The organism is Peribacillus sp. B2I2 (genome assembly GCF_041261685.1).
In the GTDB taxonomy this organism is placed as follows: Bacteria; Bacillota; Bacilli; order Bacillales; family DSM-1321; genus Peribacillus.
In genome coordinates, this window is the sequence record NZ_JBGCCB010000001.1 from 3,095,402 (window position 1) to 3,109,056 (window position 13,655).

Below are 13,655 nucleotides of genomic sequence, written 5' to 3' on the forward strand. Positions count from 1 at the left end.
CTCAAGCAAAATTATTCATCAAACACAAACACGATTCAATCCACATATTTCCCGTGATCCGGTTTAGCCAATGAATCGAATTCATTAGCAAGCCTTGATAAACCCATTTCCAGTTCTTCCCCTTCAACAGGATACCCGTGACCCGTTACAGCGACAGCCGGTTTAAGACTATCCAACAACCTTACCGATTCCTTGGCAACCTCCCAATCTGTTGTCAAATACCGTGGCGGGCCTGCTATTTCTTTCTCCTGTGTAATGACCTTATATAGTGAATCTTGCCTAACATTCACAAAAGCATCTCCAGCAATCAGACTTCGGTCACTTTCCCGGAAAAGTGAAATATGTCCTTTAGAATGGCCCGGGGTGTGAACCCATTTCCAACCGGAAAGCTCGGGAACACTATGATCCTCAGGCAATGGCTGAACTTTTTCATCCAGGTTGATTCCCTCATTCGGAAATATCCAAGAAATCTTGGCAACCATCCCCCCTTCAACAGTGGAATCTGGTTCAGGATAATTTTCCTGTCCCGTTAAATAAGGCATTTCTTTAATGTGGGCATAAACAGGAGCGTTCCAGTACTCCATTAACTCAATCAATGCACCAACATGATCGAAATGTCCATGTGTCAAAATAATGGCAGCAGGTGGATGATCTGGCCCGTAGATATCTTCAGCAGCTTTCTTTATTACCTCTGCTGAACGGGGCATCCCTGCATCTATCAATACCCATTTTTCATCTTTGGGTGAGCCTACAAAAATTACATTAACGATTTGGACGGGCAGACAATATATATCCTCTTTTACAATCTGGACATCTCCACTGGAAACCGAAGTCATTGGCAGGAATTTTTCATTCAAATGATTATCATCCATTTATGACCCTCCTAATTTGAACATACTGTTTTTTAAAGGATACCCTGTAAAAGAAAATAAAAAACAACCTATAATTTATATAGGCTGTTTCAGACTGTAGACAAATCCGAAGAAAAACCGAGTTTGTCTGCAGTTTTTTTTTAAAGTTGCAGATGATTACAGAAATCCGCTCCCTTTCCGCCGACTGCCTGCCAAGCCTCCTCGGCGCAAGCATCTAGCGGAGTCTCGGCTTGCGATAAAACCGAGTCTTCTTTTAAATACATGGTTCGGGGTGCGACACTTCTGAACCCCCTTTTGTCAACAAACTGAGACAACCTATATATTATTAGGCTGCCTATTAATATACATCCCTCCGGGTAAATACTGAAAAAGATACAATTAATGCAACCACCCACCAAACGAGCAAAGTAATGACGGAGGATAATAAGGTCATCCCTTCTATCGGTGGAGCGGTCCCGCTAATATAAGCGGTCAATTTCAAATTCACCATGAAGAAATATTTAGCTGATTCCCATGATGACACCATATTGTTCAATATTGCCCCGGAAATCAATGCAGCCAGCATGATGCCCATGCCTGCCGGGGTGCTTCGCACTAAAACCGAAAGCATGAAAGAAAGGGTCCCTACAACTACCGCCACCAGCCAGACAAGCCCCATATCCATCAATAGGAATTTCCATTGTTCAACTAACCTTACTTGACTGACATCCACATCAGCACCCTTCAATTCGAATCCGGTTATTACGGGTGCCCCCCATCCTTGATACCCAAAAACGATTCCTGATAACAAATACGACAATATGGCTGTCATTGCCACGATAATTGAAACCGACAATAATAATGTTACATATTTGCTCAATAAGATTTTCCAGCGCTCCACTGGCCGTGTCAGCAGAAGTTTGATCGTACCTTGACTATTTTCGGAAGAAACCAAATCACTTGCCACGATCATGATCAACAGCGGAATGAATAAATCAATTGCATTTTCCAAAAACATGCGTGTAAAAGTAGCCGCGCCTGGTTCTGAGGGGTTGATGTCATGATCCAGGTAATATTGCTGCTGTTTCAGACTTACTTCCAGCTGTTCCCGCCACTCATCCAGCATCCTATTTGAGCCTAACCGATTTTGGGTATCGATGATTTGCTGCTGAAGGGAGGCACGCCAATCATCAGTTCCCAACTTCTCCCGCTGCTCTTGCACTTGCTTGTATTGGGCATATGTAAACATCAACACTAAAATTCCGACGATGATACCTATTATGATTAACCGTTTCTTTGCCAGCAACTTCATCATTTCATTTTGAATCAGGTTATTCAATACCTGCACCTCCGACACCGGTAACTTGTAAAAATAACTCTTCCAATCCCGGGAGCTTCCGATTCATTTCATGCACCCTCACCCCTGCTTGGTTAAGTGCAGCATTCCATTCGGGTGTTTTGATTTCGTCATATGCTGTAATGATATACTCCTGATCTATGGTTATATCGGTGAAACAGCTAAGGATTTCCGCTCCCTTTTGTATAGGCTCCAGCCTCCAAATCATCCGCTCTTGCGTGGATAATAGGCTTTCCACTGTATCCGTTTTAATAATTTCCCCACTTTTAATAATTGCGACCCGGTCACAAAGTTGCTGTATTTCACCTAATAAGTGTGAAGAAACCAGAACACTCAAACCTTCTTCTTCAGCCAACTTTCTGATGAATTGTCGCATTTCACGGATTCCAGCAGGATCTAGACCGTTGGTCGGTTCATCCAAAATCAACAGTTTAGGGCTATTCAGCATTGCCTGCGCGATTCCTAGTCGCTGCCTCATACCTAAGGAATAGGTCTTCACTTTATCATGAATTCTCGCTTGCAGACCGACAAGTTCTATTACCTCGATCATTCTTGTTTCATCAACTCCAGGTAACATCCTTGCAAAGTGGAGCAAATTATCCCACCCGCTCAAAAATGGGTATAACTCTGGATTTTCAACGATGCAGCCCATTTGCTTCATTGCCTTCGTAAATTCCTGACGAACATCATACCCGCATATATGGATGGAACCGGAGGATGGCTTAATCAAACCAACCAACATGCGGATCGTCGTCGTCTTACCGGCTCCATTCGGTCCTAAAAAACCAAAAACCTCACCTTCAATCAGCTCAAAATCTATTCCTTTTATAATTTCCCTTTTGCCAATCTTTTTTTTCAAGCCCTTAACGGATAATGTCACTTGTTTCATCGTTCCTCATCCTCCCATTTTATTAAAGGAGCAACCCTATCAGCAATTAACCGATAGCCCTTCTTATTTGGGTGAAATTTATCTGAATACAAATACTCATTTACCGACAATTGAAATAAATCAAACGTTGGAACGAAAATAGCATTTTTATAAAGAGCCACGACTTCTGCCGTTTCATTATTCCAGTCCCGCACGATCCGGTTCGTATCAAAGTCCTCATCCAAATCTATAAATGGATTATACAGGCCAAGCAATAAAATGGTAGCTGTATCATTGACATTATTGATATCTTTAAAAATTTCATGTAAATTTACCAAGTAATTCTTTTGTGATTCAGATATAGCTCCACTATCATAATCAAGCAGGGTCTGGCCTTTTTGAAATAAATCGTTGCCTCCGATTGTAACTAAAATAACATCAGCTGCCTGTATTTGGCGCTTCACTTCCGGTTGTTTCACTTGCTGTACCAATTCTTTAGACACTTGTCCATTAATTCCGAGGTTATGAATGAGCGGTTTTTTATCGTATTCACTCTTCAAATCTTCCACAACAAGTCCAACGTAGCCTTTACCTGTTTCATCACCTGTGCCACGTGTCAATGAATCACCTAATGCCACTACGGTAAAATCATCAGGCAAATCTTTTTTAACGGGGGGTTCTTCAATTGCTTCCATATCAGAAGTCCTTTTTCCATAATGGTCAATAATCGCCCATCCAAGGCAAAATAAAAAAAACAATCCGATAAGAGTTGATACAATGGTAGCGGCCAACACTTTTGGTTTGCTCAATAACACTCATCCTTCCATTCATTCTCTATCTTCCATTAAATCATATTATTTCCAAAAACAAAAAACTGATTGCTCTTGATACGAAAAATAGTACTCCCCATCATCCTAATCACCAATCTGCTTCTCCTATTAATAAAAAAGGCAGAAAGGGAGCTAAACCCATTCTGCCTTTTATTGAATTACAGTTTAATCGTTTCCTGTCCCACCATGGAATTCTTTTTGATTTTGTCTGCTCTTTTAGACTAGTAAGTAGCTAGCAATGGCCCGGAAATATTATGCCAAACACTAAGATGGCACTCGGGACGCCGCTAGTGGAGAAAAATGAGCTGTCGCTAATGTAGCACCTAAACCGGAGTTTTGCATGCCCACTTCAATGGAAATCGCTTTTTGATCTTTGAATGGATTTGTGCTGCTTCAAAACAGCTTTAAAATCACTAAACGAGAGAGTGAGACCCATCAAACATTATTATTCCAAGCAAAAGTATATGTATGGAGCAATCCATCTAAATAGACGATTAAAAAAGACCCCTACACCATGGAAGGTGAAGAGGTCTCTTGCTTTCATAAGAAAAATTTTTTAATAGTTACATTTTCAAATCATTTTTCTAATATACCAGGGGTTTTCCCCATTACTTTTATGTTTTTATCTAACCTCATGAGCCATATTGTGAGCAACATCCCGATCAGTGTGAGTGAACCGTAAAATAAATACACCGCATATATCCCTGATTTATCCAAGATTATCCCGCCACTGAAAGTACTGAACCAGTTTCCCAATCCATTTCCAATGGCGGAATAAAGCGTTACTGCCGTAACTGTTATACGGGCCGGGACGACTTCCCGGATATATTGTAAAGCTGCCGGAATGAATAAGCCAAGTGAAAACCCTTGAATGATCGAAGTCACATATACGGTAGTCAAGCTTGGTTCGGTATAGTACAAACCCCAGCGGATCAATGAAGCCGTTCCAGCCAATAAGGTAATTGGCAGCAGGCCTATTTTATGAATCCAGGTACCTGCCATTCTCATAAATGGAATTTCTGATAGTACTGCTAAAAGGAACGCAATGCCAATTCCTGTATATGTCCCGCCTCTAGCCTCTACAAACAAACCATAGTATACATTATTTGCAAGATTAGGACCAAAAATCAAGAACGTTATAGCAAGAAAGATAAGGAAACGTTTCATTGTGATCAATTCTTTCATACCACCGAAAAGTTTTGCCTTTTCTCGAGGAGGCTCTTCGGGCAACCGGAGAGCTAGAAGAGCCGCGATCACTAGACCGAAGAAAAAGGCATAAAATATAACGGAAGGACCAATGAAGGATTCCGATAATTTCCCCATTACAAAAACGGCTACACCGTAACCAAGTGAACCGAATAAACGGATTTTTCCATAATTCGCTTTGATTCTTGTTGTATATTGAAGGGTGATGCTATCTGATACTGGTATTATGGCACTTTGAAAGATAGCCAAAGCTATTGCCACGGATACTATAAGTAAATAGTGATCAAACAGCAAGTAACTTAATCCGAATACACCAGCAAGCAACGATGTCATTGCAAGTATTTTTGCTGGTCTTCCACTCCAATCACAGACAATTCCCCAAAAAGGTTGAAAAACGATCATCACTATCGGTCCAACAGACATGATCGTACCTATTTCAATACCGGACAAACCTGCCTCATTGGCTAAATAAACGCTTAATAGTGGTGTTAAACTTCCCACTGCAAAAAATGAAAATAAGTAAAATACCTTCAAGCTTATAATATTTGCATCCTTTTGTTTTTCCAAATCCTGTTCCCCCATGCAGTCATCTTCTACCTCAAGTTTTCTTATATCTCAACGAACTCCGGATTATTTTCATGATTCCCAATTGAAAAGGCATATTTCATAGGTAGCACGTATTAAAGACAGTACCTTTATTAAACCTGCTCTCGACAAAGACATTTCCAAGGTGGCTTTCTATAATTTTAAAGCTGATCACGAGACCTGATACATTACCAGATTTTTTCGTTGTAAAAAATGTTCTCCCAGTCTCTTAAGCTGCTCTGGCGGCATCCCAATTCCTATTTCGGTTAAGGATACTTGCACTTTCCCCCTCTAAGTACAGTAAACTAAAGATATTGAAAAGCGTACTGACTTACCAACAATGGGCTTAATTTCAAACTGTGTTTAATGATAATATATCCATCGAAAACATGAAACCGCAAAAAAGACATTTGCAGTACATGTATTGTTTTATACGATATGTAATAAAACCAAACCCTGCAAGAGCAATCGCTAATGCTAACTAAAAATTATTGTAGAAAAGTTGTATGCCGTCAATATTGAATTATCGAGAGTGAATATGTCTACAAAATCAAGTGTCCAAGTAGCCAATCCCATAGAGCGGCAGCTCCCTATATTTTAGGCGTTAATACTTTCGATTGTATAAATAACGTTGTTAGTAAATCCAACGCCGTATACCACGCCATTATCGTCAAAGTACTGTAATCATGAAGTGGACAGGTATTTGAAGTCGCAATTGAATGTTCCATTTTTCCCCTTCACCACCTCTACCGTTCCATTCTCCTTTATTGTAATGGAAATTCATAGTACCTAAAAGGTTTTTTACTTCCCACCCCCATTCAAGTAAATGTAGGTTTCTTTCATAAAATCAATAAAATGAGAAATACTATTCTTTTGTATAGAGTAGAATAGAAATACATGATATTGACAAGCATTCACACCTGCTTCATCTTGCAGGTCATTATCAAAAACAAAAATAATTATTCAAGAATATATTAATTAAGAATGTTAATTTCTTTATTTAATTATACCTATAGGTTTATAATTAAATAGAACTTTTATAGAGAGAAGGAGTGGGGGGCATGATTATGTCAGACCTGGCAGGTGCAAGTACAACAGAAATTATGCAAAAGAAGACCCAGCATAAAAAATTAACACTAAGACAAATATTACAGAGAGGTCTTTTAATTACAATCGGTGCAGTTTTAATGGCTGTCGGCCTCGAGATTTTTTTAGTACCGAATAACGTAATCGACGGAGGCATAACGGGAATATCGATTATGTTATCTTACATCACTGGATGGAAACTCGGTATCTTTCTTTTCGTATTGAATCTTCCTTTCTTTTTTATCGGTTATAAACAAATTGGAAAAACCTTCGCATTATCTACTCTGTATGGGATTTTAGTCCTTTCCATTACCACTACATTGCTTCATCACGTACCAGCTTTCACTCAAGATATCCTCCTAGCGTCCGCTTTCGGCGGAATGATTCTTGGCATTGGTGTTGGAATGGTCATTCGATATGGCGGCTCATTGGATGGTACAGAAATACTTGCTATACTCGCTAGCAAAAAGCTCCCTTTTTCCGTTGGGGAGATCGTCATGTTTTTTAATTTATTCATCCTTGGCAGTGCTGGCTTCGTTTTCTCGTGGGATCGCGCCATGTATTCGATCATAGCTTACTTCGTGGCTTATAAAACGATGGATATCGTCATCGCTGGTTTGGACGAATCCAAATTTGTTTGGATTATCAGTGATGAATTTGATGATATCGGCGACGCCATAATGAATCGCCTTGGTCGCGGCGTAACCTATTTAGCGGGCGAAGGTGCTTATTCCGGTGATGATAAAAAAGTCATCTTTTGTGTAATAAACAGGCTTGAGGAAGCTAAACTTAAAGATATAGTCAAAAGCTTTGATCCTTCTGCATTTCTTGCCGTAGGGGATATCGCGGAAGTTCGAGGCGGTCGCTTCAAGAAAAAAGATATTCACTAATCATCACCTGCTTTTTGCTAAATCAAATTGACAAAAAGATAAAAAAAGCTGAAGGGAGATTCCCTTCAGCTTTTTTTATACAGACTTAATAGTTTCTTGGATTGTTGATTGCTTGAAGCATTCTGGTGCCGGGTTTCATCTCGCTGCTACATAACGGACAAACGTGTTCATCATTACTTGTAAAGTTATCGCGAATCCAACCTTTGCAATCTTCTGATGTACATTCCCACACCTTTGTTTCTTCAGGAATGATTTCTTCCGTATTATTTCTTCTATACATATATCTCACTCCTTAGAATTGAATTGACTCCGTACTGCATAACAGATCACAAGCCATAAAGATAAAAAAAGAATAGATGGCTAATCTAAATTGTGAGTAAATACTCATTCGCAAATCTAAGATTTAATTCTTGTTCTTACACCCAAACTTTTTTTAGTGGTAGGAACTTGAGATTACGACATGAATTTTTAATATCTCATTAACCATTATATCATATATATGCTTTATATATTTGAGTAAAGATTCTAAAGATGTCGGTTTTCCTAATCAAAAAATGAAACACAGTCTCTGACTTACCCTTCAAGATAATCGAGACTGCGCCGTTTAAGAATCCATTCCATATGGTTCTTCTTGCTCGTTCGTATGAAAAATTCAAAGCGAATCGAGCATGAGAGTAATTTTAGTGCCAAAACCTAAAACAATGAAAGCCCTGCCTCTCTCCCATCCATACGGTTCCTAGACCGTGCCTGCGAGAATCAGATAAAAGCTTGTAAGTACATGTTTATTAATTAAAACCGTCCGTAATTCCAATTGGGAAAAAGTAAATTCCAAAAGATAAATGGTACATAGAAGTAAGTTAATGAAGAACAGAAATGGATCGAGGAAAATACTTGGTGATTACATGTATTTCTTTTTTCTAGATGTGTTTAACTTGTTTCTACTCCATCATGAAAAATGATGGAAAATTATTTCATTAATAAAAATGTTACTTTAAATTACCCTCCAGTGCTTTCTTTTAATAACACTGAAATTTAATCTTACCACATTTATTTATATATGTAAAGCATTAATCTAAAATGAAATCACTCCGTTATACTTCCCTTCATAAAAAATAAAGAGGCTATGATTCACCTCTTTTATTTAAACGCATTATATTCATTTTCAATTTTTGGAAGTTCCCTGACTTCCTCGACCAATTGACTTCCACACATTGGGCAATCATAGTTTTCCGAGGCAAAATCTTTTCTCATCCAACCATTACAATCTGCTGATCCACACGCATATACTATCGTATCTTCCATAACGATTTCTGGTTCCTCTGAATTCTTTTTACCAAAATACATGAGCAACCTCCTCTTTTTTATATAAAGACTCTGATTAAAGGTGCGAAATTTCACCTTTTTATCATTCCTAGTATACGCATTAAACCAAATTCTTATTTATTCATTGATGAAATTATCCAAAAACCTTAACACCTACGTGTTTCCCAAACCTGCTTTAACCAAGATCGCTTTAATCATATAGTAGGAAATATTCTCAGGCAGGGCTTCTTTTAGTGGTTTCAGTTTTTCAGAATCCAATTGTTTCGCAGTATCCAAAACAAGGTCAAACTCTTCATCCGTGAAAATCTCTTCCCATTTGATATCCATGTGTTCTTCAGCACACTTTAATAAATGATTTTCAATTGAAATGGAAGACAGCCCTCTGGATGTCGCGATTTCCTTGATTGATTTACCTTCCTGATATAAGCGATAGCTTTCTAAATGTGATGGTTTAGTACTTCTTTTTACCGTTTCCTTAGTAACCAGTGTATTCTTTTCCAGTTCAGGATGTGCCTGTACATAACGGGAAATACCTTTTAGGAACACGGCACCGAAGCGTTCGAATTTCTGGGACCCTACCCCTTTAACTTCTAGGAATTCCTCTTCCGTCCTCGGCAGTTTCACTGCCATATCTTTCAATGATGCATCCGAAAAAATAATGAAAGGAGGTACATTCTCCTTACTAGCCAATTCTTTTCTTAATTGTCTCAACTCTTCGAACAACCCATGATCCACACTGATGCTGTTTACTTTTTTTATTTCTTTACGGAGGACTTTTTTCTGCCCCAACAGCACTTCCCTGCCAGCATTGGTTACTTTAAGGACTGGAAATTGGCCGCCCGTCATTTCGATATACTGTTTTGCTGTCAGGAAATCAATGAAATCACCTACATCCTTTGCAGGTTGATTATTGATGATTCCATAGGTAGAAAGCTTTTGAAAACCGAACTCTTCAATTTTCTTATTGCGTGAACCCGTGAGGACTTGGGAAATCATCGTTTTACCGAATCGCTCACCCATTCGCAACATGCATGAAAGGACCATCTGTGCCTGTGTAGTTACATCAACGGAATGCCGTTTATCTGTACAATTTTCGCAATGACCGCAATCTTCAGGGTTTTCATCTCCAAAGTATCGAAGAATGAAGGCTTGCAAACACCCCTCGGTAAAACAATAATCTTTCATTCTGTTCAACTTTTTCAATTCCTGGGATTGCCACTCCTGCGAAGGGTTTGATTGATCTATCAAGAAACGCTGTATCTGCATATCCTGGGGGGAATACAAAAGGATACATTCACTATCCAAACCATCCCTCCCTGCACGGCCGGCTTCCTGATAATAACTCTCCATGTTCTTAGGAGTTTGGTAATGGATGACGTATCTAACATTCGACTTATCGATTCCCATCCCAAAGGCAGATGTCGCTACCATCAAGGGAATGTCATCCCTAATGAATTGGTCCTGCTGTTCCGAACGGTCTTGTTCATTCATCCCGGCATGGTAACGGCCTGTCTTGAATCCGGCTTTATTAAGCTTGGCATACAAAGAATCGACTTCTTTCCTAGTAGCTGCATATATGATACCCGATTCATTTTTGTTTTTCTCTAAATAGCGCATTAAAAACCTTCCGCGATTTTCTTCTTTTACAACGGAAAAGAACAAGTTATCTCTGGAAAATCCCGTTGATACTGTATGCTCCCCTGATATTCCGAGCGACTGACAAATATCATCGGTCACATTTGGAGTGGCTGTTGCCGTTAATGCCAGTACAGTCGGAGATGATGGCATGTTTTTCAATAAGGTTTTGATTTTTAAATAGCTTGGTCTGAAGTCATGACCCCATTGAGATATGCAGTGGGCTTCATCAATGGCTACCATTGAAATGTCCACATTAAATAAATCCTGTTGAAATGCAGGGTTTTCCAAGCGTTCCGGTGCTACATAAACCAATTTATATCTTCCTTGCTTAATATCGTTCATTCTATTGGATGATTCTAACCCAGAAATGGAGCTATTAAGAAATGTGGCATCAATCCCGTTTTGTTCGAGGGCATCTACTTGGTCCTTCATCAAGGAAATAAGTGGGGATATCACGAGTGTTATACCAGGTAACAACAGGGCTGGAATTTGGTAACATATCGATTTACCTCCGCCAGTAGGCATGATTCCCGCGGTGTTTATTCCTCCCAACACCTGTTCGATAATCTGTTCCTGACCTTTTCTGAATGACTCATAACCAAAATATTCTTGTAAATACTCACGTGCTTTTTCCATCAATTCACTACTCCTCCTATTTACCTTGTAAGGATTTATAAGGATCTATTACTTTCATTGTACCTGCTTTTCCCGTGAACCAAAAGGACAAAAAAAGTAGACACATTAAATCTCTGTGTCTACTTTTTTCAATATATAAACATGTTTTGCATGGTTAAATTAATTCAGGATTTGCACTTTAACGTTTTTAACGCCCCAATTCACGGCATCCTGTTCGTTTGGAACAAATATGTCCACTCTATTTCCTTTGATGGCACTGCCTGTATCGGCTGCCGTTGCGTATCCATAACCTTCAACATAAACCTTTGATCCTAGTGGAATGACTGAAGGGTCCACGGCAATCACTTTTGCATCAGGATTAGCTTTCAAGTCCACTCCTGTGGCTGTTGTTCCGCTGCAGCCTTGACAATCAGCCGTATAGGCGGTTGCACTAACAGTAATCTCTTTTCCAGATTCTGCTTGATCTTGGGATTCATTGTTTGTGTCTGCTGGTTCCGATTGTTCAACTGGTTCTGATTGTTCAACTGGTTTTGATTGTTCAACTGGTTTTGATTGTTCAACTGGTTTTGATTGTTCAACTGGTGCCGCTTGTTCAACTGGTGCTGCTTGTTCAGATTTCTGCGCAGGCTCTACACTCGCCGCTTCGACTTTGTTAGCCGCTGGTTTAATGATTAGTTCCTGTTTCGGATGGATAGTATCTGAATTTAAACCGTTCCAAGATTTAATATCATTTACAGCTACATCATATTTGTCTGCAATGTCCGATAATGTGTCACCTGACTTGACTTTATAATGCTTTTCTTGAGAAATATGTATTGTTTCCCCTACATAAATCGCGTCTGAAGACAAATCATTCCAAGACTTAATATCTTCTATTGATACTTTATATGTTTGAGATATCCCCCATAATGTGTCTCCATCTTTCACTTTGACATCTTCTGCTTGTACCGGAATTGTGAATGCACCGGATATTGCAGCCGCTGCCGCTAACGATAAGATTGATTTTTTCATATGTTGTTACCTCCTTGTGAGCTGCTTTATAAGCTACGAGTTCAATCTTAACATAACTTTTTTCTATACAAAGAACAAACAGATAAAGAATAGATGACAAACATCACAGGAAGATAACGGCACTATAACAAGTTATTTTAATATTCTGAAAATATATTATTTCCCGTCCCTTTCCTTTCCCTACCAGTTGAGTCATATTATGTATTGCCTAATCATAATAATTAGAGGCTATATCTTTACAAAGGAGGTATTTTTTTGACGCGCGAAAAGACTTTTACCTTAGTTAAGTCATATAAACCTTTCCATAGTAAATTCGATCCTTGCCCGCCGATTGGGAGGAAATACTACAGGACACCTCCTAATTTGTATATTAATTTTCAACCGCCGAATTTGGAGCAGTTCACACCTGAGGAAGCTTTGAAATACGGTACACTTTGGAAATTCTTTTATGATTTTTATGATAATCCATATCGGGAAAGGGAGACATAAATGAATAAGAAACTGGATGATGAATATTATCAGTTGCTTGAACAAATACAGGCTGCGGATTTCGTACTTGTCGAGTTGACTCTTTATTTGGATACACATCCTAACGATCAGCAAGCATTACAGCAATTCAATCAATTTCATGAATACTCCAAACAATTGAAATCGGTTTTTGAGCCTAAATATGGTCCGTTATTGGGTTTTGGAAACAGTCCAGACGGTGAAAATAAATGGGAATGGGGCCAAGGCCCTTGGCCATGGCAGGTATAAGGAGAGATATCTATGTGGGTTTATGAAAAGAAGCTGCAATATCCAGTTAAAGTAAGAGACTGTAATCCTCGTTTGGCAAGGTATTTAATAGAACAATATGGGGGTGCTGATGGTGAGTTGGCTGCAGCACTCCGTTACTTAAATCAACGATATACAATTCCAGATAAAGTGATTGGCCTGCTGACGGATATTGGAACGGAAGAATTCGCCCATTTGGAAATGATAGCCACGATGATTTATAAACTTACAAAAGACGCAACCCCTCAGCAGATGACAGCAGCCGGGCTAGGTGACCATTATGCCAATCATGATAGTGCCCTTTTTTATCATGACGCGGCAGGAAATCCATTTACTGCCACATATATCCAAGCCAAAGGCGATCCCATTGCAGATTTATATGAAGACATCGCCGCTGAAGAGAAGGCCAGAGCAACCTATCAGTGGTTGATCGACATCTCGGATGATCCCGATATCAATGATTCACTCAGGTTTTTGCGTGAGAGGGAAATTATCCATTCGATGAGGTTCAGGGAAGCTGTGGAGATTTTAAAAGAAGAAAAAGGTAAAAAGAAGTTTTTTTAATGAAACCACATGAAAAAAGCAGCGGATAAAAATCCG

Annotated in this window: 13 protein-coding genes and 1 pseudogene; 4 read left to right on the plus strand and 10 right to left on the minus strand. The window is 39.2% G+C overall.

All coding sequences use genetic code 11. The annotated features are described in order from the left end of the window. Positions 1-35: 35 nt before the first annotated feature. The 6 genes and pseudogenes from ABIE66_RS15240 to ABIE66_RS15265 form a co-directional block, all read right to left on the minus strand. A complete protein-coding gene (locus ABIE66_RS15240) occupies positions 36-872 on the minus strand; it encodes an MBL fold metallo-hydrolase (RefSeq protein WP_289325328.1) in 837 nt (278 codons plus the stop codon). 337 nt (positions 873-1,209) lie between these two features. Further along, the gene (locus tag ABIE66_RS15245) at positions 1,210-2,190 is read right to left on the minus strand and encodes an ABC transporter permease (RefSeq protein ID WP_289325330.1); all 981 of its coding nucleotides are present in this window, start codon (positions 2,188-2,190) and stop codon (positions 1,210-1,212) included. Further along, the gene (locus ABIE66_RS15250) at positions 2,183-3,097 is read right to left on the minus strand and encodes an ABC transporter ATP-binding protein (protein ID WP_370015320.1); all 915 of its coding nucleotides are present in this window, start codon (positions 3,095-3,097) and stop codon (positions 2,183-2,185) included. The genes ABIE66_RS15245 and ABIE66_RS15250 overlap by 8 nt, the downstream gene beginning before the upstream one ends. Further along, positions 3,094-3,885, minus strand: a complete 792-nt coding sequence (locus ABIE66_RS15255; protein WP_289316142.1) for an SGNH/GDSL hydrolase family protein — start codon at positions 3,883-3,885, stop codon at positions 3,094-3,096. Before ABIE66_RS15255 ends, ABIE66_RS15250 begins: the two co-directional genes overlap by 4 nt. A gap of 242 nt (positions 3,886-4,127) precedes the next feature. Then, a pseudogene (locus ABIE66_RS15260) lies at positions 4,128-4,275 on the minus strand (bile acid:sodium symporter family protein); the annotation flags it as partial. A 207-nt stretch (positions 4,276-4,482) separates the two neighbouring features. Further along, complete coding sequence (locus ABIE66_RS15265) at positions 4,483-5,679, minus strand: MFS transporter (protein WP_289325333.1); 1,197 nt, start codon at positions 5,677-5,679, stop codon at positions 4,483-4,485. Positions 5,680-6,758: 1,079 nt separating this feature from the next. Here ABIE66_RS15265 and ABIE66_RS15270 point away from each other — a divergent pair. Next, on the plus strand, positions 6,759-7,673 hold the full coding sequence (locus ABIE66_RS15270) for a YitT family protein (protein ID WP_289325334.1): 915 nt from the start codon (positions 6,759-6,761) through the stop codon (positions 7,671-7,673). A gap of 85 nt (positions 7,674-7,758) precedes the next feature. Here the strand turns inward: ABIE66_RS15270 and ABIE66_RS15275 are convergent, their stop codons facing one another. The 4 genes from ABIE66_RS15275 to ABIE66_RS15290 form a co-directional block, all read right to left on the minus strand. Continuing rightward, positions 7,759-7,953, minus strand: a complete 195-nt coding sequence (locus ABIE66_RS15275) for a cold-shock protein (RefSeq protein ID WP_034307294.1) — start codon at positions 7,951-7,953, stop codon at positions 7,759-7,761. Between the two features lie 857 nt (positions 7,954-8,810). Next, on the minus strand, positions 8,811-9,017 hold the full coding sequence (locus ABIE66_RS15280; protein ID WP_061463486.1) for a cold-inducible protein YdjO-related protein: 207 nt from the start codon (positions 9,015-9,017) through the stop codon (positions 8,811-8,813). Positions 9,018-9,149: 132 nt separating this feature from the next. Then, positions 9,150-11,273 carry a DNA helicase RecQ gene (recQ, locus tag ABIE66_RS15285; RefSeq protein WP_370015322.1) on the minus strand — a complete coding sequence of 708 codons (2,124 nt, stop codon included), beginning with the start codon at positions 11,271-11,273 and terminating at the stop codon, positions 9,150-9,152. A 156-nt stretch (positions 11,274-11,429) separates the two neighbouring features. Continuing rightward, positions 11,430-12,281 (minus strand): LysM peptidoglycan-binding domain-containing protein, encoded by an 852-nt coding sequence (locus ABIE66_RS15290; protein WP_370015323.1) that lies wholly within the window; start codon positions 12,279-12,281, stop codon positions 11,430-11,432. Positions 12,282-12,536: 255 nt separating this feature from the next. Between ABIE66_RS15290 and ABIE66_RS15295 the strand changes: the two genes are divergently transcribed. Genes ABIE66_RS15295 through cotJC form a run of 3 tightly spaced genes read left to right on the plus strand, consistent with a single transcriptional unit; the run spans position 12,537 to position 13,619 of the window. Beyond that, positions 12,537-12,770, plus strand: a complete 234-nt coding sequence (locus tag ABIE66_RS15295; protein ID WP_063234475.1) for a spore coat associated protein CotJA — start codon at positions 12,537-12,539, stop codon at positions 12,768-12,770. After that, positions 12,771-13,037 carry a spore coat protein CotJB gene (locus tag ABIE66_RS15300; RefSeq protein WP_370015325.1) on the plus strand — a complete coding sequence of 89 codons (267 nt, stop codon included), beginning with the start codon at positions 12,771-12,773 and terminating at the stop codon, positions 13,035-13,037. 12 nt (positions 13,038-13,049) lie between these two features. Further along, positions 13,050-13,619: a spore coat protein CotJC gene (gene cotJC / locus ABIE66_RS15305; protein WP_370015326.1), complete on the plus strand. Its 570-nt coding sequence runs from the start codon at positions 13,050-13,052 to the stop codon at positions 13,617-13,619. Positions 13,620-13,655 lie beyond the last annotated feature (36 nt).

Bases quoted from the DNA above. Each gene is read 5' to 3' on its own strand.
- ABIE66_RS15275 (WP_034307294.1), bottom strand. From the start codon at position 7,953: ATGTATAGAAGAAATAATACGGAAGAAATCATTCCTGAAGAAACAAAG.
- ABIE66_RS15270 (WP_289325334.1), top strand. From the start codon at position 6,759: ATGATTATGTCAGACCTGGCAGGTGCAAGTACAACAGAAATTATGCAA.
- ABIE66_RS15280 (WP_061463486.1), bottom strand. From the start codon at position 9,017: ATGTATTTTGGTAAAAAGAATTCAGAGGAACCAGAAATCGTTATGGAA.
- ABIE66_RS15250 (WP_370015320.1), bottom strand. From the start codon at position 3,097: ATGAAACAAGTGACATTATCCGTTAAGGGCTTGAAAAAAAAGATTGGC.
- ABIE66_RS15290 (WP_370015323.1), bottom strand. From the start codon at position 12,281: ATGAAAAAATCAATCTTATCGTTAGCGGCAGCGGCTGCAATATCCGGT.
- cotJC (WP_370015326.1), top strand. From the start codon at position 13,050: ATGTGGGTTTATGAAAAGAAGCTGCAATATCCAGTTAAAGTAAGAGAC.
- ABIE66_RS15300 (WP_370015325.1), top strand. From the start codon at position 12,771: ATGAATAAGAAACTGGATGATGAATATTATCAGTTGCTTGAACAAATA.
- ABIE66_RS15240 (WP_289325328.1), bottom strand. From the start codon at position 872: ATGGATGATAATCATTTGAATGAAAAATTCCTGCCAATGACTTCGGTT.